This window comes from Kitasatospora sp. NPDC001664 (assembly GCF_053596675.1).
Genome location: NZ_JBSFGS010000008.1, coordinates 266227 through 288633, shown reverse-complemented (window position 1 = coordinate 288633; position 22407 = coordinate 266227). Strand labels below are relative to the sequence as shown.

General features: G+C 74.9%; 19 protein-coding genes. 9 read left to right on the top strand and 10 right to left on the bottom strand.

Features of this window, described 5'->3' with window-relative positions; translation table 11 throughout:
- Positions 1-39 precede the first annotated feature (39 nt).
- The 3 genes from ACWCYY_RS14490 (at position 40) to ACWCYY_RS14480 (ending at position 4421) form a co-directional block, all read left to right on the top strand.
- On the top strand, positions 40-1251 hold the full coding sequence (locus ACWCYY_RS14490; RefSeq protein WP_449796185.1) for a threonine synthase: 1212 nt from the start codon (positions 40-42) through the stop codon (positions 1249-1251).
- A 112-nt stretch (positions 1252-1363) separates the two neighbouring features.
- Positions 1364-2287 (top strand): sporulation protein, encoded by a 924-nt coding sequence (locus tag ACWCYY_RS14485; protein ID WP_449796184.1) that lies wholly within the window; start codon positions 1364-1366, stop codon positions 2285-2287.
- 160 nt (positions 2288-2447) lie between these two features.
- Entirely contained in the window at positions 2448-4421 is a 1974-nt protein-coding gene (locus ACWCYY_RS14480; RefSeq protein ID WP_449796183.1) for an LCP family protein, read from the top strand.
- A gap of 101 nt (positions 4422-4522) precedes the next feature.
- Here ACWCYY_RS14480 and ACWCYY_RS14475 read toward each other — a convergent pair whose 3' ends face one another.
- The 3 genes from ACWCYY_RS14475 to pheA all read right to left on the bottom strand — a co-directional run bounded on the left by ACWCYY_RS14475 (position 4523) and on the right by pheA (position 8189).
- Positions 4523-5326 carry an HAD family hydrolase gene (locus ACWCYY_RS14475; protein ID WP_345290611.1) on the bottom strand — a complete coding sequence of 268 codons (804 nt, stop codon included), beginning with the start codon at positions 5324-5326 and terminating at the stop codon, positions 4523-4525.
- Entirely contained in the window at positions 5323-6597 is a 1275-nt protein-coding gene (serS, locus tag ACWCYY_RS14470) for a serine--tRNA ligase (protein WP_345290612.1), read from the bottom strand. Before serS ends, ACWCYY_RS14475 begins: the two co-directional genes overlap by 4 nt.
- 656 nt (positions 6598-7253) lie before the next feature.
- Complete coding sequence (pheA, locus tag ACWCYY_RS14465; protein ID WP_345290613.1) at positions 7254-8189, bottom strand: prephenate dehydratase; 936 nt, start codon at positions 8187-8189, stop codon at positions 7254-7256.
- Positions 8190-8512: 323 nt separating this feature from the next.
- On the opposite strand from pheA, the gene ACWCYY_RS14460 reads away from it, so the two are divergent.
- Positions 8513-9277: an ABC transporter ATP-binding protein gene (locus tag ACWCYY_RS14460; RefSeq protein WP_449796182.1), complete on the top strand. Its 765-nt coding sequence runs from the start codon at positions 8513-8515 to the stop codon at positions 9275-9277.
- Positions 9274-11727 carry an FtsX-like permease family protein gene (locus ACWCYY_RS14455; RefSeq protein WP_449796181.1) on the top strand — a complete coding sequence of 818 codons (2454 nt, stop codon included), beginning with the start codon at positions 9274-9276 and terminating at the stop codon, positions 11725-11727. Before ACWCYY_RS14460 ends, ACWCYY_RS14455 begins: the two co-directional genes overlap by 4 nt.
- A gap of 141 nt (positions 11728-11868) precedes the next feature.
- On the opposite strand, the gene efeB is transcribed toward ACWCYY_RS14455, so the two are convergent.
- The 6 genes from efeB to ACWCYY_RS14425 form a co-directional block, all read right to left on the bottom strand.
- Positions 11869-13083: an iron uptake transporter deferrochelatase/peroxidase subunit gene (gene efeB, locus ACWCYY_RS14450; RefSeq protein WP_345290615.1), complete on the bottom strand. Its 1215-nt coding sequence runs from the start codon at positions 13081-13083 to the stop codon at positions 11869-11871.
- Between the two features lie 5 nt (positions 13084-13088).
- Positions 13089-15170, bottom strand: a complete 2082-nt coding sequence (locus ACWCYY_RS14445; protein WP_449796180.1) for a FixH family protein — start codon at positions 15168-15170, stop codon at positions 13089-13091.
- A gap of 6 nt (positions 15171-15176) precedes the next feature.
- Entirely contained in the window at positions 15177-15680 is a 504-nt protein-coding gene (locus tag ACWCYY_RS14440; RefSeq protein WP_449796179.1) for a copper chaperone PCu(A)C, read from the bottom strand.
- Complete coding sequence (locus ACWCYY_RS14435) at positions 15677-16357, bottom strand: SCO family protein (RefSeq protein ID WP_449796178.1); 681 nt, start codon at positions 16355-16357, stop codon at positions 15677-15679. The genes ACWCYY_RS14440 and ACWCYY_RS14435 overlap by 4 nt, the downstream gene beginning before the upstream one ends.
- Before the next feature lie 80 nt (positions 16358-16437).
- Positions 16438-17184 carry a YcnI family copper-binding membrane protein gene (locus tag ACWCYY_RS14430; RefSeq protein ID WP_449796177.1) on the bottom strand — a complete coding sequence of 249 codons (747 nt, stop codon included), beginning with the start codon at positions 17182-17184 and terminating at the stop codon, positions 16438-16440.
- Positions 17185-17324: 140 nt separating this feature from the next.
- Positions 17325-18143 (bottom strand): hypothetical protein, encoded by an 819-nt coding sequence (locus tag ACWCYY_RS14425; protein WP_345290620.1) that lies wholly within the window; start codon positions 18141-18143, stop codon positions 17325-17327.
- 230 nt (positions 18144-18373) lie between these two features.
- Between ACWCYY_RS14425 and ACWCYY_RS14420 the strand changes: the two genes are divergently transcribed.
- Both ACWCYY_RS14420 and ACWCYY_RS14415 read left to right on the top strand, forming a co-directional pair.
- Positions 18374-19024, top strand: a complete 651-nt coding sequence (locus ACWCYY_RS14420) for an ATP-binding protein (protein ID WP_449796176.1) — start codon at positions 18374-18376, stop codon at positions 19022-19024.
- 59 nt (positions 19025-19083) lie between these two features.
- Positions 19084-19935 carry a nucleotidyltransferase domain-containing protein gene (locus ACWCYY_RS14415; RefSeq protein ID WP_449796175.1) on the top strand — a complete coding sequence of 284 codons (852 nt, stop codon included), beginning with the start codon at positions 19084-19086 and terminating at the stop codon, positions 19933-19935.
- A 4-nt stretch (positions 19936-19939) separates the two neighbouring features.
- Here ACWCYY_RS14415 and ACWCYY_RS14410 read toward each other — a convergent pair whose 3' ends face one another.
- Positions 19940-20722, bottom strand: a complete 783-nt coding sequence (locus ACWCYY_RS14410; RefSeq protein WP_449796174.1) for a thioesterase II family protein — start codon at positions 20720-20722, stop codon at positions 19940-19942.
- Positions 20723-20860: 138 nt separating this feature from the next.
- Between ACWCYY_RS14410 and ACWCYY_RS14405 the strand changes: the two genes are divergently transcribed.
- Positions 20861-21106: a hypothetical protein gene (locus tag ACWCYY_RS14405; RefSeq protein ID WP_345290624.1), complete on the top strand. Its 246-nt coding sequence runs from the start codon at positions 20861-20863 to the stop codon at positions 21104-21106.
- A gap of 51 nt (positions 21107-21157) precedes the next feature.
- Complete coding sequence (locus ACWCYY_RS14400; protein ID WP_449796173.1) at positions 21158-22396, top strand: amidase; 1239 nt, start codon at positions 21158-21160, stop codon at positions 22394-22396.
- The last annotated feature ends 11 nt before the right edge of the window (positions 22397-22407 follow it).

The window sequence follows — 22407 nt, the reverse complement described above, 5'->3', positions numbered from 1 at the left end:
AGGCCCTCGACCACCCTCCGTGTCCCTACCGTTGGCGGCATGACAGCTGCCGCTTCCCTGGCCACCGCTCAGGTCTCGCTCGGCGATCCCGAGGTCCGGTACCCGCTCTGGCCCGCCCTCACCGCCGGGTGCCCGGTCACCAGCACCCCCGAGCTCGCCTACCCGGTCGAGGTCGACTACGACTACCCGGCCGTCCCGGCCGCCCTGTTCGCGCAGCCGCCCGGCCCGGGCCTGGACCGCTGGGCCCCGCTGCTGCCCCCGCTGGACGCGCCCACCCTCGGGGAGGGCGGCACCCCGCTGCTCGCCCTCCCCGACGGCACCCTGGTCAAGGACGAGTCCCGCAACCCGACCTGGAGCCACAAGGACCGCCTCAACCGGGTAACGGTCAGCGCCGCCGTCCACCAGGGCGCGCCCGGCATCGTGGTGGCCTCCTCCGGCAACCACGGCGCCTCGGCCGCCGCGTACGCCGCCCGGGCGGGGCTGCGCTGCGTGGTGCTGGCCTCGGCGAGCTCGCCGCCGGCCGTGCAGTCCTTCCTGAACGCCTACGGTGCGCTGGTGCTCCCGGTGCCGGTCGAGGCCCGCTGGCCGCTGCTGCGGCAGATCGCCGAGCGGACCGGCTTCCACCCCGTCAGCAACCACACCCGCACCCACACCGGCCACGGCTTCGGTGCCGAGGGCTACAAGACGGTGGCGTACGAGCTGCACGCCGAACTGGGAACCCCGGCGGCGGTGTTCGTGCCGACGGGGTACGGGGAGCTGCTGTACGGGGTGTGGAAGGGCTTCGCCGAGCTGCACCGGCTGGGCGTGGCGGCCCGGGTGCCGAGGGTCTTCGGCTGCGAGCCGGCCGCCGGCGGCCCGCTGGCGGCGGCGGTGCGCACCGGCGTCCCGGCCGCGGTGGTGGAGGTCGGCCCGACGGAGGCGTACGCGATCGACGTCACCAACGGCGGCCACCGGGGGGTCCGGGCGGTCACCGCGAGCGGTGGCGGTGCGCTGCTGCTGACGGACCGGGAGGTCCGGGCCGCGCACGGGGAGTTGGCGGCCCAGGGGCTGTGGTGCGAGTTCTCCTCGGCGATCGGGCTGGCCGGTCTGCGGCAGCTGGGCGGGCCGGCGGCCTTCGACGGGCCGGTGGTCTGCGTCTCCACCTCCAGCGGCTTCAAGGACCTGCGGGTGGGCACCGAGCGGGCCGAGGCGCTGGACCCGGAGTGGGAGGCGGTGGCGGGCCGGCTGAAGGCGGCGGGGATCGAGGCCTGAGCGGTCCGGGCGGCCCGGGCGGCCCGAACGGTTCACCGGTGCGGAACCGCGCCGCCGTGCCCTGCGTTTCTCCGTTCGCCGTTCCCCTTTCCCGGAGTTGGAGTACCGCCCCATGGTGTTCAAGAAGCTGCTCGGTGCCCTCGGTGTCGGCGGCCCGGCCGTCGACACGGTGCTGTCCACGCCCGTGGTGCGGCCCGGTGGCCTGATCGAGGGTCAGGTCCACCTGACCGGCGGCAGCCAGGAGGCGGCGGTCAACGCGATCACGCTCGATCTGGTCGCCCGCGTGGAGATCGAGCACTCCGAGGGCGAGGCGAACGGCCTGGCCGGCTTCGCCCGGCACGTGGTGACCGGTCCGTTCACCCTGGCGGCGGGCGAGCGGCGCTCGCTCCCGTTCTCCTTCGCGGCCCCGTACGAGATCCCGGTGACCGAGCTGGCCGGGCAGCACCTGCACGGCATGGCGCTGGGCGTGCGGACCGAGGTGGACATCGCCGGGGCCCGGGACAAGGGCGACGCCGACCCGCTCGGGGTGGAGCCGCTGCCGGTGCAGCGCGCGCTGCTGGAGGCCTTCACGGCGCTCGGCTTCCGCTTCCGCTCCGCCGACCTGGAGGCCGGGCGGATCCACGGCACCGCGCAGGGCCTGCCGTTCTACCAGGAGATCGAGTACCTGGCCGCGCCGCAGTACGCGGACCGGTTCGGCGCGCTGGAGCTGACCCTGATCACCTCGGCCGAACGGGTCGAGGTGGTGCTCGAGTTCGACCGCCGGAGCAGCGACGTGGTCAACCACCACGTGGTGGAGCACGCAGTGGCCGGACAGGACCTCACCGGCCTGGTGGACGGCTGGATCCAGGAGGCGCTGGCCAAGGGCCCGTACGGCCACGGTCACGCCCACGGCCACGGTGGCGGGCACGGCTTCGGCGGCGGCCTGGTGGCGGGTGCGGCGGTCGGGGTGGTCGGCGGTCTGGTGGTCGAGGAGTTCATGGACGAAGTGGTCGAGGAGGCGTTCGAGGACGCCTTCGAGGATGCCTTCGAGGACTGATCCGATCGGGGTCACGGGGCTTGGTGGATCCTGCAATCGGGAGCCCGCCCCGTGACTCCGCAATGTTGCCTTTATATGCTCCGCAGAAGCTCTCCACGGCGGTATGCGGTCGGGGCGAAGCTGACGGAGTAGTACCTGGCTGCTGGTGGAGGGTGTGCGAATGTCTGGCCAGAGGCCGGGGTCCCCGGACCACGCCGAATGGTGGCGCGACGACGCCGCTCACGGGGGGGCCTACCAGGACCCGTACCAGCAGCAGTCGTACCCGCAGCAACCGCAGTACCAGCAACCGCAGTACCAGCAGCCGCAGTACCCGCAGCAGGGCTACTACCAGCAGCCGCAGGCGCCCTATCAGCCGCAGGACCCGTACCAGGAGCAGTACCAGCAGGTGCCGCAGCAGGTCCCGCCGCCGCAGCGGGCCCAGCGGCCGGTCCCGGAGCCCGAGCCGGAGCACCTCGACCAGGAGCCGGTGCCGCGGCAGCCCACCGGCGGCCGGGCCGAGGCGCGCCGGGCCCAGCAGGCGGCCGCACTGGCGGCGCAGGGCGGCGCGGGCGCCGAGGACGGCACGCCGCCGGCCGGGCCCGGCCGGGCCGCGACCCGGGCCGCCGCGGCCAAGGGGGCGCCCAAGCGCAGCCGGAAGAAGATCGTCGCCCTGGTCGCGGCCGGGGCGATGGCCCTGGTGGTCTGCGCCGGCGGCGCGCTCTACCTGAAGTTCAACGGCAACCTCAGCACCTTCGGCAGCGACGGCCTGAACGAGGACCGCCCGGACGCCGCAGCGCCCGACGCCAACGGCAACACCCCGCTCAACGTGCTGCTGATCGGCTCCGACTCGCGGGCCGGCGACAACGCCAACCTGGGCGGCGGCGAGGAGGGCGGCGCGCGCTCCGACACCACGATCCTGCTGCACGTCTACGCCGACCGGAAGCACGCGGTCGGTGTCTCCTTCCCGCGCGACGCGCTGGTCACCCGCCCCAAGTGCAAGCTCCCGAACGGGAAGTGGACCAAGGAGGAGGCCGGGGTCATGTTCAACTCCGCCTTCTCCGTGGGCGGCACCGAGGAGGGCAACCCGGCCTGCACCCAGAACACCGTGGAGAAGCTCACCGGCCTGCGGGTCGACCACACCATCGTGGTGAGCTTCCAGGGCTTCGCCGCCATCACCGACGCGGTCGGCGGCGTCAACGTCTGCCTGCCCAACGCCATCTCCGAGGGCGACCTCAACCCGAACCTGCACCGCAAGGGCAAGCAGATCTTCCCCAAGGGCGAGCAGAAGGTCTCGGGCCAGAAGGCGCTGGACTACGTCCGGCTCCGGCACGGCATCGGCGACGGCTCGGACATCGGCCGGATGAAGCGTCAGCAGGCCTTCCTGGGTTCGCTGATCAAGGACATCAAGGCCAAGGGCATGGACGCCGGGACGCTGCTCCCGCTGGCCGACGCGGCCACCAAGTCGATCACCGTGGACGAGGCGCTCGGCTCCCCGGCCAAGCTGCTCTCCTTCGCGCTGCAGATGAAGAACATCGACCTCAAGAACATCCAGTTCATCACCCCGCCGTGGCGCTTCGAGGGCTCCCGGGTGGCCTTCCAGAAGCCCGACGTGGACGCCCTCTGGGCCGCCCTGAAGAGCGGCCGCACGCTGGACGGCCAGGACGCCAACGCACCCGCCGCGGGCGGCGGTTCGCCCGCCCCGGCCGCGCCCTCGCCCAGCCCCTCGCCGACCCAGGCCGCCCCGTCCGCGGTCAAGGGCACCGGCGTGAAGGTGAACGTCTACAACGGCACCACCACCGCCGGGCTGGCCACCGGCGCGGTCACCAAGCTGAAGGACTCCAAGTTCACGGTCGGCGCCACCGGTAACGCCTCCACCCAGAACCACACCACGACCACCGTGCAGTACGGCCCGGGCCAGAAGGCCGGTGCCCAGCTGGTCGCCGACCTGTTCCCCGGGGCCGCCCTGGAGTCCTCCACCAAGGCCGGCATCAACCTGGTGCTCGGCCAGGACTACGCCGCGGCCAACGGCGCCACCACCCCGGCCGCCGGCGGCGCCGGCGCCACCCCGACCGCGCTGCCCACCAGCATCTCGGGCGCGGCCCGCTCCGCGGACGCCCCGGCCTGCGACGACCTCACCTACGGCAGCCCGGGCTGACGACGCGTCAGGGGCCCGGCGCGTGCGCACCGGGCCCCTGCTGACGGTCCCTCGGACGGGTTGACGGCCCCTCGGACGGGCCCGGCGGGCCCGTTCCCGGGTCAGCCGTAGAGCCGCTCCAGGACGACGGCCACGCCGTCCTCGTCGTTGCCCGCGGTCACCTCGTCGGCCACCGCCAGCAGCTGCTCGTGGGCGTTGGCCATGGCCACCCCGTGCCCGGCCCAGCCGAACATCGGGACGTCGTTCGGCATGTCGCCGAAGGCGATGGTCTCGGAGCCCTTCACGCCCAGCCGGTGCGCGGCCACCGCGAGGCCGGTCGCCTTGGACAGGCCCAGCGGCAGCATCTCGACCACCCCGGGGCCGGCCATCGTGATGGTCACCAGGTCGCCCGCCAACCGCTCGGCCGCGGCGGCCAGTTCGTCGTCGGTGTGCTCCGGGTGCTGGAGGTAGAGCTTGCTCACCGGCTCGGCCAGCAGCTCGTCCCGCTCCACCCGGCGGATCGGCAGCCCGGTGCCGATCTCCAGCGCGTAGCCGGGCCCGGTGATCACCTCGCCGTCCAGCCCGTCCTGGCTGGCCGCGACGGCCATGGTGCCGATCTCGGCCTCGATCTTGGCCAGTGCGGCGGCGGCCAGCCGCCGGTCCAGGGTGAGCGAGGTGAGCAGCCGGTGCTCGCCCGCGTCGTAGACCTGGGCGCCCTGCGCGCAGACCGCCAGGCCGGTGTAGCCGATCTCGTCGAAGACCGTCCTGGTCCAGCGTGCCCCCCGCCCGGTCACGATGATGTGCCGCGCCCCGGCCGCGCCGGCCAGGGCCAGCGCGGCGCGGTTGCGCTCCGAGACGGTCTCCGCCGAACTCAGCAGGGTGCCGTCCAGGTCGGTCGCGACCAGGCGGTAGGGCAGGGGGGTCACTTGACGGGTTCCAGGACGGAACGCCCGCCGAGGTAGGGCCGCAGCGCCTCGGGGACGACCACCGAGCCGTCCTCCTGCTGGTGGTTCTCCAGCAGCGCCACGATGGTGCGGGGCACGGCCACCAGGGTGCCGTTCAGGGTGGCCAGCGGGCGCACCCCGTTCTCGTCGCGCAGGCGGATGGCCAGGCGGCGGGACTGGTACTCGGTGGTGTTCGAGGTCGAGGTGACCTCGCGGTACTTGCCCTGGGTCGGCACCCAGGCCTCGATGTCGAACTTGCGGACCGCCGAGGAGCCGAGGTCGCCGGAGGCGACGTCGATCACCCGGTAGGGCAGCTCCAGCGCGTTCAGGAAGTCCTTCTCCCACTGGAGCAGGCGGCGGTGCTCGGCCTCGGCGTCCTCGGGCGTGGTGAAGACGAACATCTCCACCTTCTCGAACTGGTGCACCCGGATGATGCCGCGGGTGTCCTTGCCGTAGGTGCCGGCCTCGCGGCGGAAGCAGGACGAGTAACCGGCGTACCGCAGCGGGAGCTTGTCCGCGTCGAGGATCTCGTCCATGTGGTACGCGGCGAGCGGGACCTCGGAGGTGCCGACCAGGTAGCGGTCCTCCTCCTCCAGGAAGTAGACGTTCTCCGCCGCCTGGCCCAGGAAGCCGGTGCCGTCCATGGCCGCCGGGCGGACCAGGGCCGGGGTGATCATCGGGATGAAGCCGGCCGAAGTGGCCTGCGCGATCGCCATGTTGACCAGGGCGAGCTCCAGCAGCGCGCCGACGCCGGTCAGGTAGTAGGAGCGCGCACCGGCCACCTTGGCCCCGCGCTCGGTGTCGATCGCACCGAGGATCTTGCCCAGCTCGACGTGGTCGCGGGGCTCGAAGCCCTCGGCCGCGAAGTCGCGCGGGGTGCCGATCTCCTCGAGGGTGACGAAGTCCTCCTCGCCGCCGACCGGGGCGGCCGGGTCGATCAGGTTCGCCAGCCCGCGGGCGAGGCGGTCGGCCTCCTCGGTGGCCTCGCGCAGCTCGGCCTCGGCGGCCTTCACCTCCGCGGACAGCTCGCCGGTCCGCTTCAGCAGGGCGGCCTTCTCCTCGCCCTGGGCCTTGGGGATCTGCTTGCCCAGGGTCTTCTGCTCACTGCGCAGCTCGTCGAAGCGCGTGGAGGAGGAGCGGCGCCGCTCGTCGGCTGCGAGGAGGGAGTCGACCAGGTCGACGTCCTCTCCACGGACGCGCTGCGAGGCGCGCACTCGGTCAGGGTCCTCACGGAGCAGGCGAAGGTCAATCACGGGCCCCAGCCTACCGGGGTGGGGGGTTCCGTCCGGAACGGGTTTCGCCGGTGTCGGACACTGTCCGGTCCATGGATTTATGTCCGCTTTTGTGGCACTGTGCCCCCGCGCACGTGTCAGGTCGGGCTGTGGACTGTGTCGAGTGGCTGGGGATAACTCCGCCGAGCCTGTGGATAACCACTGTGGAGAACCGCTCCCGGGCCCGCTGTCCACAGGTCCGGCGGCGGGCCTGTGGACGAGTCGGAAGTGACGGTTGTGGTGGCGATCCGCCAAGGAATTGAGGTTTGAAACCTCGATACGCCCACACGGGTAAGGGAATTTACCCACTCGGCCGGGTGATTTGCGGGATCGGGGGTGACTCTGATCCGATTAGTCGGCTCCGACCGAGAAGCAGATGATCTGACCAGCTCCCGCAGTGGATATGCCGGTTTGTCGACTCGTCCCCAGGGCTGTGGATAACTCGGTGGAGGGCCGCCTGTGGACGGCCCCCGGGGGCCTGTGGACGAAGCATGCCGCCCGCCCCGGCGGGGCGGGCGACGGTCGGGAGCCCGCACTGCACCGCGCGGGTGAAGGGCTCCGCGTGTCGGAAATGGGACCTGAACGGTCGAAAGCGGTCGGCTCGGATCAGTTCCGGGCAAAGGCTCCGGAGAACGGACTCAGAGTTCGCCGCGTCCGTCCAGGCAGCGCGAGAGCCAGTCGGCGGCGGCGCTGAAATCCTGGTCCGAGGTGCCCGGCCGGAGCGCGGTCGGCGCCCCGTGGTCCGCCCGCGGATAGGAGCCGAGGAAGCGCACCTGCGGACAGATCCGCCGCAGGCCCATCAGTGCCTCGCTCACCCGGCGCTCGCTCAGGTGCCCCTCGCAGTCGATCAGGAAGCAGTACTGCCCGAGCCCCTCACCGGTCGGCCGGGACTCGATCCGCATCAGGTTGATCCCGCGCACGGCGAACTCCTGGAGCAGCTCCAGCAGCGCGCCCGGGTGGTCGTCCGGCAGCCAGACCACCATCGAGGTCTTGTCCGCCCCGGTCGGCGAGGAGACCCGTCCGGGCCGGCCCACCAGCACGAACCGGGTGGTCGCGTTGGCCGCGTCGTGGATGTCGGTGACCAACGGCTCCAACTGGTAGATCGGCGCCGCGAACTCACCGGCGAACGCCCCGTCGAACCGGCCCTCCTGGACCAGCCGCGCGCCGTCCGCGTTCGAGGCCGCCGACTCCCAGCGGGCGTCCGGCAGGTTCGCCGCCAGCCACTTGCGCACCTGCGGCTGGGCCACCGGGTGGCTGGTCACCGTCTTGATGTCCTCCAGCACCGTGCCGGGGCGCACCAACAGGGCGAAGGAGATCGGCAGCAGCACCTCGCGGTAGATCATCAGCGGCCCGCCGTTGGCGAGTTCGTCGCTGGTCGCCGTGACGGCGCCCTCCACCGAGTTCTCCACCGGCACGAACGCCCCGCTCGCCTCCCCGGCCCGCACCGCGTCCAGCACCGCCGGCACCGAGGCCAACGGCACCAGCTCCCGGGTCGCCGCCTCCGGCAGCGTCCGCAGCGCCGCCTCGGTGAACGTCCCCTCGGGGCCCAGGTAGGTGTACCGGGTCGCCGACATACCGCCTCCGAACGCATCGCAACAGCCAGACCGATCCACCTTAGCCAGTCCCACGCACCCCCACCGACCCGTCCGCCGAGTGGTCACACCGGGGGCGCGAGGAACTGCGCGAGGGGGAACGGCAGCACCGGCAACCGGCTGACGGCGGTTCAGTTGCCGGTGCGCCGCCTTCCGGCCCGCGCAGTTCCTCGCGCCCCCGGCGGCGTGGCCGATTCCCACCGGGGGTTATCCCCACCCCGGGGACGCCAGGGGACTCCATGGTTCCCGGAGCCCGTCGTTCCTAGGTTGGGAGATGCCGAAGATCCCGCCCCGGAAGGACCCCGATGGCCGTCCAGCAAGCCCACTCCGCCGCCGTCGAACTGCGCGGCGTACAGCGCCGTTACGGCTCCGTGCAGGCCCTGCGCGGCATCGACCTGGTGCTGCCCCGGGGCGGCTTCACCGCGGTGATGGGCCCGTCCGGCTCGGGCAAGAGCACCTTCCTGCAGTGCGCCGCCGGCCTCGACCGCCCGGACGCCGGCCAGGTGCTCCTCGGCGGCACCGACCTGGCCACCCTCGGCGAGAACAAGCTGACCCGGCTGCGCCGCAGCCGCATCGGCTTCGTCTTCCAGTCCTTCAACCTGCTCCCCTCCCTGACCGTCCGTCAGAACGTCCTGCTCCCGCAGCGCCTGGCCGGCGCCCGCCAGGACCGCCGCCGGGCCGACGAACTCCTCGCCCGGGTCGGCCTGCCGGAGCACGGCGGCCGCCGACCGCACGAGCTCTCCGGCGGCCAGCAGCAGCGGGTGGCCATCGCCCGCGCGCTGGTCACCGACCCGGAGGTGGTCTTCGCGGACGAGCCGACCGGCGCCCTGGACGCCCGGACCGCGCACGAGGTGCTGGGCCTGCTCCGCCGGGCGGTGGACGAACTGGGCGCCACCGTGGTGATGGTCACCCACGACCCGGTCGCGGCCTCGCACGCGGACCGGGTGCTCTTCCTCGCCGACGGCCTGCTGGTCTCCGCCCTGGAGCGCCCCGACCCGCAGACCGTCTCCGACCACCTGCTGCGCCTCACCGCCCGTGCCACCCACGCCGGTTCGGCGGTGGCGGCATGAGCGCCCTCGGCCTGGCCGCCGCCTCGGTGCGGGCCCGCCCGGCGGCCTTCGTCGGCAGCTTCGTCGCGCTGCTGTTCGGCGCCGTCGTCACCATCGCCTGCGGCGTCCTGCTCCAGACCGGCCTGACCGCGTCCCTCCCGCCGGTGAAGTACGCCGGGGCCCCGGTCGTGGTGGCGAACCGGGCCTCGGCCGAGGTCACCGTGGCCCCGGTCCCCGGCGAGAAGCCCGAGACCACCCGCATCACGCTGCCCGAAAGGGCAAGGGTGGAGCTGGAGTTGGCCGGCCGGATCGCCGCCCTTCCGGGCGTGGCCTCGGCCGTCCCCGAGCTCTCCTTCCCGGTCACCACCACGGCCGGCCCGTCCACCGCCACCGCCCTGACCGGTACCGACGGCCTGCAGGGCCGCGCCCCCGCCGCCGCCGAGCTCGCGGCCGGTGCGGACACCCCGTACCGCACCGGCGACCGGGTCACCCTCAACACCCCCTCCGGTCCCCGGAGTTACCTGGTCACCGGCACCCTGCCGGGCCGTACCGGCCTCTGGCTCGACCCGGCCGAGGCGGCCCGCGCCGCCGGCCATCCGGGCCGGGTGGACGTCATCGCGGTGCAGCCGAAGCCCGGCGTCAGCACCGCCGAACTCGCCGACCAGGTACGGACGGTGGCCGCCGGCGCCCAGGTGCTGACCGGGGACGACCGCGCCACCGCCGAGCAGCCGCAGCTCGCCAACACCCGGGAGATGCTCACCGCCCTCGGCGGCTCCTTCGGCGGCATCACCGCCCTGACGGCGGTCTTCGTGGTGCTCGGCACCGTCGCCCTGGCCACCAACCAGCGGTCCCGCGAGTTCGCCCTGCTGCGCGCGGTCGGCGCCACCCCGGGCCAGATCCGCCGCACGGTGGCGACCGAGGCCGCGCTGCTGGCACCGGTCGCCGGAGCCCTGGCCGTGCTGCCCGGACTGGGCCTGGCCCGCTGGTGGTTCGGGCAGATGACGGAGCGCGGCATGGTGGCCGAGGGCGTGGCGCTGAACACCGGCCCGATCCCGGTGCTGGCCGCGGTCGGCACCGGACTGCTCTCCGCCCTGCTGGGCGGCTGGCTGGCGGCCCGCCGCCCGGCCAAGCTGCGGCCCGGACTGGCGCTCAGCGAGTCGGCGGCCGAGCGCCCCGGGCTCGGCAAGGTCCGCACCCTGTTCGGCGCGCTGGCCCTGGCCGGCGGCCTCGCACTGGCGGGCGTCGCGGCGAACCTCGGCGGCTCCGACGCCGCCAACACCGCGCTGGGCGTGGTGATGTGCCTGCTGCTGGCGGTCGGCCTGCTCGGCCCCCTGCTGGCCCGGGCCGCCGCCGCCGTCCTCGGCTGGCCGCTGCGCCTGCGCGGCGCGGCCGCCTCGCTGGCCGCCGACAACACCCGGGCCAACGCCCGCCGGCTGGCCTCGGCGATCACCCCGATCGTGATGGTCACCGCCTTCTGCGGCACCCTGCTCTTCCTGCAGAGCACCCTCACCCACGCCGCGGGCGAGCAGGCCCGCCGCGGCCTGGTCGCCGACCACGTGGTCACCTCCGCCGGCCCGGGGCTGTCCCCGGACACCGTGGCCAGGGCGGCCCGCCTGCCCGGCGTCGGTGCGGCGGTCGGCATCCTCGACACCGCGGTCGCCCACCGCTCCGGCGACACCCCGGCCACCGCCACCGCCCTGGGCATCTCCTGCGACCCGGCGGCCTACGCCCGGGTGCTCGACCTCGGCGTGCGCGACGGCGACCTGTCCGGCCTGGCCCGCCCCGGCACGGTCGCGCTGGCCGCCGGTCTGGCCGAGGACCTCGGCGTGACGGTCGGTCAGCACGCCGCCCTCTGGCTCGGCGACGGCACCCCGGTGGAGCCGCTCGTGGTGGCCACCTACGACCGCGGCCTCGGCCTCGGCGAGGCCGTCCTGCCCCGCGCCGACCTGGCCGCCCACGTCACCACCGGCTACGACGGCCGGCTGCTGGTCCGGGCCGCCGACGGTGCCGACCGCGCCGCCGTGGCACGGGAGTTGGCCGGCCTCGGCGCGGTCACCGTGACCGACGCGGCCGAGCACGGCGCCCAGGCCGACCGCGACCGCGAGGCCAGCGGCTGGGCCAACTCCGTGATGGCGGCGGTGCTCGGCGGCTTCGCGGCCGTCGCCGCGGCCAACACCCTGGTGATGACCGTCCTGGACCGCCGCCGCGAGCTCACCCTCCTCAGGCTGGCCGGCTCCACCCGCCGCCAGATCCGCGGCATGCTCCGCTGGGAGGGCCTCCTGGTCGCCTCGGCCGGCCTCCTGATCGGCACCGCCATCGCCTGGGCCACCCTCACCCCCATCGCCCGCGGCCTCACCGGCGGCACCCCCTACGTCCCCCCGACCCTCGCCCTCCCCCTCGCCGGAGCGGTCGTCCTCCTCGCCCTCGCCTCCACCGCTCTCCCAGGTCGGGCGATCATTTCGCGGCGCTGAGGAAATCGGTCACCCCGGGGGCGCGAGGAACTGCGCGAGTCGGAAGGCGGCCCAGCGCTAGATCGGGGCAGGCGAGCCAGTTGCACGCGCTGCCGTTCCCCCGCGCGCAGTTCCTCGCGCCCCCGGCATCACCAACCCCGCTCAGCCCTCCAGGAGTTGCTGCCCGACGTACCCGCCCTCGGGTGCGCCGGGCGGCACCGCGTACAGCCCCGAACTCTCGTGCCGCAGGAACCGCGAGAGCCCGTCCCCCCGGGCCAACTTCCGCTGCACCGGGACGAACCCCCGCAACGGATCGGCCTGGTACGCGACGAAGAGCAGCCCCGCGTCCGGCGACCCGTCCGCCGTGACCCCGTCCGCGTAGGAGAACCCCCGCCGCAGCATGGCGGCACCGCCGTTCGCGGAGGGCGCCGCCACCCGCACGTGCGCGTCGGCGGGGATCAGCAACCCCCCGTCCGGCCCGGTGGCGGTGAGGTCCACCGGCGTGTGCTCGCCCCCGCCCGAGAGCGGGCCGCCGTCCGACTTCCGCCGTCCGATCACCCGCTCCTGACGGTCCGTCGGCAGGCTCTCCCAGTTGTCCAGCAGCATCCGGATCCGCCGCACCACCGCGTACGTCCCGCCCCGCATCCAGTCCGACCCGCCCGCGAACACCTTCTCCTCGAACCCGGCCTCACCCGCCTTGGGGTTCCCGGTGCCGTCGATCTGGCCCATCAGGTTCCGCGGCGTCATCGGCCGCTCGGTGGCCCCGGGCGTCCGGCTGAAGCCCGCCATCTGCCATCGGAGGGCCGCCGCCCCCGTCGCCTGCCGCTGCAGCACCCGGAACGCGTGGAAGACCACCAGCGCGTCGTCCGCCCCGATCTGCACCCAGAGGTCGCCCTCGCTCCGCGCCGGGTCGATCGCGTCCTCGGGGAAGGCCGGCAGCGGGGCCAGTGCAGCCGGCCGACGGTCCGTCAGACCGGCCTTCTCGAAGAGCGCGGCCCCGAACCCGAAGGTGAAGGTCAGCCCGCACGGCCCGGCGTCCAGCGCGATCTGGTTCTCCGCCGACTCGGCCGTCTCCCCCCGGGCCAACCGCGCGGCGGTCGCCGACCACTGCCGCAGCAGCTGCCGCAGCCCGTCCCGGCCCGTGCCCGGGGCCAGGTCGAAGGCGGCCAACTGCACCCGGGCCTGGCCCGGTTCGGTGATCCCGGCCTGCCTCGGCCCGAAGAACGGGACGGCGGCCCGGCCCAGGGCCGCCGGAGCCCCGGCGGGGGAGTCGGCCAGCGCCTGCCGGCCCAGGGCACCGCCGGCCACGCCGACGGTCAGCCCGGCGGCTCCGACTCCGCCCAGGACGGCGCGGCGGGAGAGAGGGGACGCGCTCATGGTGCTCAGCCGATCTTCAGGGGTTTCACCTCGGTCACCTGGTCGATGTCGGAGGACCGCACGGTCACCGACACCACCCAGTTGCCCGCCAGCGGGAGTTGGGCCTGCCCGGTCCACTTGCCGGGGCCGCCGGACTGCAGGGCCACCGGCAGCGGGCCGAGGTCACGGTCCGGCAGGGTGACGGCCAGCTGGACCTCGGGCACCTCGACCGGCTGCCCGGCGGTGTCGGTCAGGGTCAGCGTGGTCGCGTTGAGCCCGACCCCGGCGGGGTTGAGCGTGACGGTGGCGGTGCCCTTGGCGTTGGGGGTGCGGCCGCCGGTGTCGTACGGGAGCTTGAGCTCCACGGTCCTGCCCGGCACCGTGCCGTCCCGGACCGGGTTGCGGTCGCCCGTGCCCGGTGCGGCGGAGCTGCCGCCACCGGGGGATGCGGCCACCGCCTCGGCGACCTTGCCGGGCGGGGTGTTGGTCAGCATGGTGGTGACCACCAGCACGGCGACCGCCACGACGGCCTCCACCAGCACCGAGCGCCGCAGCCCGGCCCGGGCGGGGGAGCCGTCCCGCTCCTGACGCTCCGTCGCCTCGGCCCGCGCGGCCCGCTGCAGCGCCAACTGCGCGGCCCGCACCGGGTCCTCCTCGCCCGGGTCCGCACCGGAACCCCCGGCGCCGCCCGCAGCCCGGCCCCCCTTGGGGCCCACGCCCTCGCGCACCTCGACCCGCCCGGCCTCGACCTCCGCCTTGACCCCGTCCCGCTCCGTGACCTCCGTGCCCTCCGCGGCGTCCGGCTCGGCCCGCAGCCGCGCCACCCACCCTCGGGAGAACCAGGCCACTCCGACCATCGCGACCACCACGCCGGTCTTCACCAGCAGCAGTCGCCCGTACTCGGTGTCCACCAGCGCCGCCCAGCCGCCCAGCCCGCGCCAGGACTGGTACAGCCCGGTGGCCACCAGCGCCGTGACCGACCAGAAGGCCAGCCGGGAGAAGAGCTCGACCGCGCGCGTCCCGACCCCGACCCGCAGGCCGATCAGCAGCGCCACCAGCCCGCCCAGCCAGAGCGCCATCGCCAGCAGGTGCACCATCGCGCTGGGCAGCGCCAGCCAGACCTGCTCGCCGACCGAGGCGTGGTCCGCCCCGGCCCAGGTGGCGGAGAGCGCCACCGCGAGCACCAGCCCGGCCACCCCGAGGCCCAAGCGGGCGTCCCGGAGCGGACGTTCGGCGGCCTTGCGCTCCAGCCGCCGCAGCTCGTCCTCCTCCGCGTCCCCCGTCGGTCCGGAGCCGTCGGCCGCCCCCGCCGTCGGCACGGCCGGCCGGGCCTGGCCCAACTGCCCCACCAGCAGCGAGAGGAAGACCCCGGCGGCGGCGAGCAGCAGCAACCGCACCGAGAGCGCGGTGCCGATCCGCTCGTCCAGCGTGGCGCGCACCAGCGAGAGGTCCAGCGCCTGCCCGATCCCGGTGCCCCGCTCGTACGGGCCGCGCAGCAGCAGCACCCCGACGGTCGAGACCAGCAGCGCGACCCAACCGGTCATCAGCAGCCGCTGCACCGCCCGCACCGCGACCCCGGCGGGCCAGCAGACCAGCACGAACGCGGCCGCCCCGGCCAGCAGGGCGAAGGCGCCGTACGCGACGGCCCGGCCGGTGCCGTAGAAGAACGCGACCGTGGAGTCGGCCTCGGCGTTCTGCAGTGCGGTGGCGGAGACGGTGGTGGCGGAGGGGGCGCCGATCGAGAAGACGAAGGCGCCGCCGATCGGGTGCGAGTCCTCGGAGACGGCCCGCCAGGCGACGGTGTAGGTGCCGTTCGCCAGGCCGCCCTTGAGGCCGACCCGGGCGGTGGCGGCCTTGCCGTCCACGTGGCCGGGGGCCCCGCTGTCCACCGACGCACCGTCGGGGCCGAGCACCCGGACCGAGTCCGGCGAGAGCGAGACGCCCTCGCTGAAGGTCAGCGTGACGGCCGCCGGGGCGGCGGGCAGCACCGTGTTGGCCGCCGGGTCGGTGGAGACCAGCGCGGCGTGCGCGGAGGCCGTCCCGGCCCCGCCGATCAACAGCACCAGAACCGCGCCCGCCACGGCGAGCAGAGCACCGAGCCTTCTCATGGGTCGTCAGCTTCCCGGTCGGTAGGTGAGCGGCTGGACCGGGACCTTGACGGCCACCGTCCCGCCCTTCTTGAAGGTGAGGTCCAGTTCGAGCTGGTCGCCGACGGCGGGCGCCTTCTCCCAACCCATGATCATCAGGTGGTTCCCGCCCCGGGCCAGCTGCAGCTCGCCGCCGGACGGCACCGGGAAGGACTCCACCTGCTCCATGGTCTGGTCGGTGGAGCGGTGCATGGTGACCGACTTGGCCGCGGGGCTGGAGACCTTCACCAGTTCGTCGGCGCCGCCCTCGTTGCGCACCGTCAGGTACCCGGCGCCCATCCCGTTCGGGCTGGCGGGCAGCGGGATGTAGGAGTCGACCACGCTGAGCCTCGGGGCGGCCCCGGCCACCGCGGCACCGGCCGACGGCGCGTCGGCCCCGGAGCCGGACCCGCAGCCGACGAGTATCGTCCCGGCGGCCAGCACGGCTGCCAGGCCCGCCCCGATCAGGGCACTGCGGCGGAAGCCGGTCACGCGGCCACCCCCTTGGCCAGCAGCGGGAGGTCGTGCGCGAAGGTCTGGGTGGAGGTGCTGCTCAGGTAGAGCAGGTGGGCCTTGTCGTCGGAGGGCAGGAAGCCCAGCACCTGGGCGCCGTGCGAGGAGGTGACGGTGCCGTCCTTGTTCACGATCGGGTCCTCGACCAGCACGCCGAGGGTCTTGGCGGCGGCCTTCACCTTCTCCAGGTCACCGGTCAGGCCGGTGAAGCTCTTGCCCATCGAGTCCAGCCAGGTGCGCAGCACCTTCGGGGTGTCCCGCTCCGGGTCGGTGGAGACGAAGACCACGTCGATCTTCTGCTGCTCCTCCGGGGAGAGCTTGGACATCGCCACGCCGATGTCGCCCATGGTGGTCGGGCAGACGTCCGGGCAGCTGGTGTAGCCGAAGAACAGCAGGGTGGCCCGGCCGGCGGTCTTGGCGCGCAGGTCGTAGGGCTGGCCGGAGGTGTCGTTCAGCACCAGGTCGGGCTTGTCGAAGTGCTTGGTCAGCACGGTCGCCTGGTACGGCGACGTGCTGCTCTCCTTCGAGACCTTGGCGGGGCCGCCGGCGCCGGAGCCGGAGGAGCCGCAGGCGGTCAGGGCGAGGGCGGCGGTCAGCGCGAGGGCGGCGGCGCCGAGCAGTCGGGGGGAGGTCCGTCGGGTGGTGCGGGGTGCCATGGTGATCCGTTCGTGGGGCGTGCGACTGCGGCCTGGTCCGGGCCGCCGCCTGGCGTGCGGCGGCCCGGACCGGCCCTGACTCAGGAGGCGCTGCTCTTGCGGCGCAGGCCCAGGACGCCGAGCCCGGCGCCGATCACGCCGACCACGATGCCGACCACGCCGAGGGTGCGGGCGGTGGAGTCGTCGGCCTTGGCCACGGCTTGGCCGCCCTTGTCGGCCGCCTTGTCCTTCGCGGCGTCGGCCGAACCGGCCGCGTGGTGGTCGGCGCCGGCAGCGGCGGCCGGGGCCTTGGTGAGGGTCAGCACCGGGGCGGGCTTGGCCGGCTCGGGCTGGCCCTCCTTGGCCTCGTCGATCCAGCGGACCACGTTGCCGTCGTCGTAGGTCTGCAGCGCCTTGAAGGTGAGCTTCTCGGTGTTGGTCGGCAGCGCGCCGAGCGAGACCTTGAACTCCTGGAACTGGCCCGGGGCGATCTTCGCGCCGCCCTCGGCGGTCCAGGTGATCTTGGAGACCGCCTCGGTGATGTCCTGGCCGTGCGCCTTCAGCGGCTTGTCGAGCTTGGACTTCTCCAGCACGGCGGTCCAGCCCGGCACCGGCAGCACACGGACCGAGGCCATCGGGTGGTCCAGCGGAAGGTTGACCTCGAGCTTCACGGTCGAGGCGGAGTCGCTCTCGTTCGGCACCCGGAAGTCGACGGCGGTGTAGCCGCCCTGCTGGGCCGAGCCCGGCTGGACGGTGACGTGCGCGAACGCCGGGGCGGCCAGGGCCAGCACGGAGGCGGCGGCGACGGCGGCGGCAGCGGTGAGACGACGGGCAGGAGAGATGCGCATGGGTGTGGGCTCCAGACGGAGACGGCGGGCTGCCGCGCCGGCCGTGGTCGGCGGCGCGCGGGCCCGCAGGGGTACGGGACGTGGGATCTGACCAGGGGTCAGTACTCTTCGCACGCCGTACGGGGCCCGGAGGCCCTGGGTCAGCGCGCGAACCCGTACCCGGGAGGCCCGCGCCTCAGCAGGCTGTGCCGCAGCGAGACGGCGGCGGGCAGCCGCCAGTCGCCCGCCCGGGGCGCGCGCAGGGCGCGCGGCGCGGGCAGCGGGCCGAGCAGCAGCGCCAGCACCAGGGCCAGCACCGTGCGGAGCGGGGCGGCGCACTCCTGTGCCGCCCGCGCGGTCAGCCGGAGCAGCCGCCAGAGCGCGGCCTCCCCCCGGCGCAGCCACCAGCCGGCCACCACGGCGGCGGCCAGGTGGCCCAGCAGCATCGGGACGGTCATCCCGAGGAAGCCCTGGTCCGGAGCGGCGGTGGTCAGCGGGTAGGCCGTCGGGTCCAGCCCGGCGGCCCGGACCAGCTGCGCCGGGTCCCCGGCCAGCGGGAGCCCGGTCTCGTTGCAGACCAGCCGCCCCGCCACCTGAGGCAGCGTCAGCCCGCCGTGGTGCATCCCGGCCATGCCGGTCATCGCCACCCCGGCGAACCCGCCGCAGGCCGAGTGGAAGAGCAGGTGCAGCCCCAACTGCCCGGCGCCCAGCGCCCCGGCGATCGAGCCGAGCGAACGCTCCCGGCCGCCGAGCGCGGCGGCCACCGCGCAGACCAGCACGAAGCCGAGCACCAGCGCGGGCAGCGCCACCTCGCCGCTGCCGACCAGGGTGTGCCCGGCGGCCGCGATCACGGTGCAGACCAGCGCGAACGGCACGGCCCGGGCCAGCCGCAGGTCCCACGCGGCGACGGGAGCGGCCTGCGGAGCACGGCGGCTCCCGGTGGCGGCTCCCGGCGGCGGGGCGGGCTGATGGCTGGTCATGGCTGAGCCATCCTCTCACCGCCTACAAGCGGCCCCCGGGGAGGGGCGGAAAATACATCACATTGCCCCGTTCGGCCCCGGCGTGCGCGCCGTGCAACGCGCTGCCCGGCACACCCCGCTGCACCAGTCCATCCGCCGAACGGGCGGTCCCGGGGCCCGTGCACGGTTCACCCGCGAATGTGCCGGAGATACCTAGTTGTATGTGGAGCCGCAGCCAGGAGGGACCTCCCGTGGACATCTGGTGGACTCTGCACCTCAAGCGCGACCCGGCCAGCGTGCCGCTCGCCCGCCGCATCCTGCTGGGCGCCATGGACTCCGCCGGGGTCGACCCCCAGATCGCCTTCGACCTGGGCATCGCCCTCACCGAGGCCTGCGCCAACGCCGTCGAGCACGCCACCACCGCCCGCCCCGACGAGGGCTTCCAGGTGACGGCCTCCATCTCCGGCGACACCCTGCGCATCGAGGTCACCGACTCCGGCCCCGGCCTGCCCCCGGCCACCGTCCCCATCCGCACCCCGCCGCTGCCCGCCGTCCGCCGCGCCGCCGCCCCCTCCCCGGCGCGCCCCCGCACCCGCTGTCGCACCCGCCGCGGCCGCGCCACCCTCCCGGCCCCCGCCCTCACCACCCACCGCCCCCGCGGCGACGGCCGCCCCGCCCCCTACGACACCCACGTCCTCCCGGCCGGCCGCCCCACCTCCGCCCGCCCGGTCGACCTCGAGGCCCTCCCCGACCTCTCCGCCGAGAGCGGCCGCGGCCTCTTCCTCATCCACGCCCTCACCGACCACGTCCAGCTCCGCAACCACCCCCTCCGCGGCGCCATCGTCAGCTTCGACAAGGTCCTCAAGTGGCAGGACGACGCCCTCCTCCGCGCCGCCTCCTGAGCACCGTCCCGGAAGGAAACCCGGCTGACCTGCCGTCAGCCCGGCCGTAGGCTCGCCGGATGACCAACCCGCAGCTGCCCGAACCCGCCGCCACGCTCGCCCGGATCGGGGAGCGGCTGGCCCGGCTGCCCGGGGTGACGGGGGTGGTGCTGGGCGGCTCGCGGGCCCGGGGCGCGGCCCGGCCGGACTCGGACCTGGACATCGGGCTGTACTACGACCCGGACGCCGCGCCGGAGTTCGGGCAGGTGCTGGCGGCGGCCGCGGAGCTGGACGACGGGGGCGCACCGGCCGGGCACGGCGGGTACGGCGAGTGGGGGCCGTGGATCAACGGCGGCGTCTGGCTCACCGCGGACGGGCTGAAGACCGACGTCCTGCTGCGCGACCACGCCCGGGTGGAGCGGGTGGTCCGGGAGGCGGCGGCCGGACGCTTCACCGTCGACTACCAGCCGGGCCACCCGCACGGCTTCGTCTCGACCGTCTACGCCGGCGAGGTGCGGCACAACCTGCCGCTGCGCGACCCCGAGGGCCGGCTGGCCGCCCTGCGCGCCCTGGTCGACCCGTACCCGCCGGCGCTGGCCGAGGCCGTGGTGGCCCGGTTCGGCTGGGAGGCGGGCTTCTCCCTGGACGGGGCACTCTCCCCGGCCCGCCGGGGCGACCTGCACCAGGTCACCGGCCTGCTGCACCGCGCGGTGGCCTGCCTCAACCAGGTGGTCTTCGCCCTCAACGGCCGCTTCCTGCTGAACGAGAAGGGCGCCCTCGCGGAGGCGGCGGGGATGCCCCGCACCCCCGCCGACTACCGGCCCCGCACGGAGGCGGCCCTGACCGGGTTCTCGGTCGACCCGTCGACGCTGCGGTCCGCCGTGGACGCGGTGCGCGGGCTGCACGAGGAGCTGGCGGGCCTGCGGCCGTGAGGCGTCAGGAGGCGTCCTGCCGGAGCACACCGCCGAGGTCGGCCACGATCTGACGGGCGATCACCTCACGGTGCTCGCGCAGGTAGAAGTGGCCCCCGGGGTGGAGGTACAGGCCGGTGAGGTGCGGCAGCCGCCCGGCCAGCTCCGCCACGGCGGGGGCGGGCGTCACGGGGTCCTCCTGCCCGGCGAAGAGCGACTGCGGCAGCTCGGTCAGCGGCGCGCGCAGCTCCGCCGGCGCGGTGTCCACCAGCTGGAAGTCGCTCCGGATCGCGGGGGAGAACATCTTCCACAGCTCCGGCACGGCCAGCACCTCGGCGGGGGTGCCGCCCATCCCGACCAGCAGCTCCCGCAGCGCGTCGTCGGAGCGCAGGTAGCGAGGCTCCGCCGCATCGGCGGGCCGGGCCCGGTCGGCCGCCCAGGCCGAGAGGCCGAGCCAGCGCGGCCCCGGCTCCCCGGCGGTCCGTATCCGCCGGGCGAGTTCGGTGGCGACCAGTCCGCCCATGCTGTGCCCGAAGAAGGCGTACGGCCCGGTCAGCAGGCCGCGCAGGTCCGCCCGGAAGCGCTCGGCCAGCGCACCCAGCTCGGTCAACGGCGCCTCGCTGCCGCCGAAGCCGCGCCCGGGCGCCTCCGTCAGCACGACGTCCCAGTCGGCCGGGAAGAGCTCGCACCACTCCCGGAAGAACAGGTGCGAGCCACCGGCGTGGTGGAAGAGGAAGAGCCGCACGGCGGGCGCCTCGACCGGCCGGAGCCGGATCGCGGTGCGGTCGGTGCGGAGCGTGGCGCTCATGCGGGATCCTCCGTGGTCGGTCGTCCGGTGACGGGTACCAGTCTGGGGCCGGGGCGCCCGGCGGCCGGGCACCGGGTCGGCCGTCCTGACGGGCGCTCAGGAATTGCCGGTCGCGGGCGGGCGGCGCAGCCTTGGGGCATGGAGCACCAGATGCGGGCCGAGTACGGCCCTGACGGTCAGTCCGGTGGCGTGAAGAGCTGGCACATCACCACGGTGGGCGCCTCCACCGCGATGTGCGGCCACGAGCTGGAGAGCGCGGCGGAGACCCGGGAGCCGACCCGGTGGTCGGAACAGCCCGACCTCAACTGCCACACCTGCGGAGCCCTCTTCCTCCGCGAGGTGCCGTACCTGCCCAGCGAACACACCTACACCGAGCAGCCCTAGCCCGCCGCGCCCGTGGACCCGGCAGGCGTGCACCCGGCAGGCGTGGACCCGATGGACGTGGGCCCCGAGGGCGAAGGGGCGGACCCGGAGGGCGTGGTCGAGGAGCTGTGCGCCCGGATCGACCGGCTCGACCCGCTGCTGCGGACCTTCACCCCGGAGCCCGGTCGCTACGCCCGGCTCGCCGCCGAGGCCCGCACCCTGGCGCACCGCCCCGACCGCCCCGACCGCCCGCCGCTGTACGGGGTGCCGGTCGGGGTGAAGGACGTCCTGCACGTGGACGGACTCCCGACCCACGCCGGCTCCGCCCTGCCGCCGGGTGTGCTCGCCGGGCCGGAGGCGACGGCGGTACGGCGGCTGCGGCGGGCGGGAGCCCTGGTGGCCGGTAAAACCGTCACCGCCGAGTTCGCCCTCGGCGCCCCCGGCCCGACCCGCAACCCGCACGACCCGACGCGCACCCCGGGCGGCTCCAGCAGCGGCTCGGCGGCGGCGGTCGCGGCCGGGCTGGTGCCGCTCGCCCTCGGCACCCAGACCCTCGGCTCGGTGATCCGCCCGGCCGCCTACTGCGGCGTCGTCGGCTTCCGCCCCACGTACGGCCGGATCCCCCCGGACGGGATGATCGCCTGCGCCCCGAGCCTCGACACCATCGGCGTCCTGGTCTCCGGCGTCGCGGGCGCGGCACGCGCGGCGGCGCTGCTCTGCGACGGCTGGACGCCGGTGGCCGGCGAGCTGCCCGCGCCGGTGCTCGGCGTCCCCGAGCCCTACCTGGCCCCGGTCGATCCGGCCGCGCTGGCGGTCTTCGAAACGGTCCTCGGGGAGCTGGGGCTGACGGTCCGTCGGCTGACCCCGGCGGGTGGCCTGGAGGCCGTGGTCGAGGCCGTGGAGGTGGTCACCCGGTACGAACTGGCGCGGGTGCACGAGGAGTTGTTCCCCCGCTTCGGCCGCCTCTACCGCCCCGAGACGGCGGCGGCCATCCGGCACGGGCAGGAGATCACCACCGCGGAGTACGCCGCCGCCCAGCGCGACCTCACCCGCCACCGCCGCGACCTCACCGCGCTCACCGCGACCGAGGGCATCGACCTCTGGGCGACCCCCGCCGCCACCGGCCCGGCCCCGTCCGGTCTGGAGTCCACCGGCGACCCCGTCATGTCCACCCCCTGGAGCGCCCTGGGCTGGCCCGCCCTCACCCTCCCCACCACCCCGCCCGACGCCCTCCCCCTGGGCCTCCAACTCATCGCCCCGGCCCACCACGACGAACGCCTCCTCACCTGGGCCGGCGACTGGGCAACGTAGGTGGTCACCCC

Coding starts and splice junctions, on each gene's coding strand:
- ACWCYY_RS14490 (WP_449796185.1), top strand. CDS start 40: ATGACAGCTGCCGCTTCCCTGGCCACCGCTCAGGTCTCGCTCGGCGAT.
- ACWCYY_RS14485 (WP_449796184.1), top strand. CDS start 1,364: ATGGTGTTCAAGAAGCTGCTCGGTGCCCTCGGTGTCGGCGGCCCGGCC.
- ACWCYY_RS14480 (WP_449796183.1), top strand. CDS start 2,448: ATGTCTGGCCAGAGGCCGGGGTCCCCGGACCACGCCGAATGGTGGCGC.
- pheA (WP_345290613.1), bottom strand. CDS start 8,189: ATGTCGGCGACCCGGTACACCTACCTGGGCCCCGAGGGGACGTTCACC.
- ACWCYY_RS14460 (WP_449796182.1), top strand. CDS start 8,513: ATGGCCGTCCAGCAAGCCCACTCCGCCGCCGTCGAACTGCGCGGCGTA.
- ACWCYY_RS14455 (WP_449796181.1), top strand. CDS start 9,274: ATGAGCGCCCTCGGCCTGGCCGCCGCCTCGGTGCGGGCCCGCCCGGCG.
- efeB (WP_345290615.1), bottom strand. CDS start 13,083: ATGAGCGCGTCCCCTCTCTCCCGCCGCGCCGTCCTGGGCGGAGTCGGA.
- ACWCYY_RS14445 (WP_449796180.1), bottom strand. CDS start 15,170: ATGAGAAGGCTCGGTGCTCTGCTCGCCGTGGCGGGCGCGGTTCTGGTG.
- ACWCYY_RS14435 (WP_449796178.1), bottom strand. CDS start 16,357: ATGGCACCCCGCACCACCCGACGGACCTCCCCCCGACTGCTCGGCGCC.
- ACWCYY_RS14430 (WP_449796177.1), bottom strand. CDS start 17,184: ATGCGCATCTCTCCTGCCCGTCGTCTCACCGCTGCCGCCGCCGTCGCC.
- ACWCYY_RS14425 (WP_345290620.1), bottom strand. CDS start 18,143: ATGACCAGCCATCAGCCCGCCCCGCCGCCGGGAGCCGCCACCGGGAGC.
- ACWCYY_RS14415 (WP_449796175.1), top strand. CDS start 19,084: ATGACCAACCCGCAGCTGCCCGAACCCGCCGCCACGCTCGCCCGGATC.
- ACWCYY_RS14410 (WP_449796174.1), bottom strand. CDS start 20,722: ATGAGCGCCACGCTCCGCACCGACCGCACCGCGATCCGGCTCCGGCCG.
- ACWCYY_RS14405 (WP_345290624.1), top strand. CDS start 20,861: ATGGAGCACCAGATGCGGGCCGAGTACGGCCCTGACGGTCAGTCCGGT.
- ACWCYY_RS14400 (WP_449796173.1), top strand. CDS start 21,158: ATGGACGTGGGCCCCGAGGGCGAAGGGGCGGACCCGGAGGGCGTGGTC.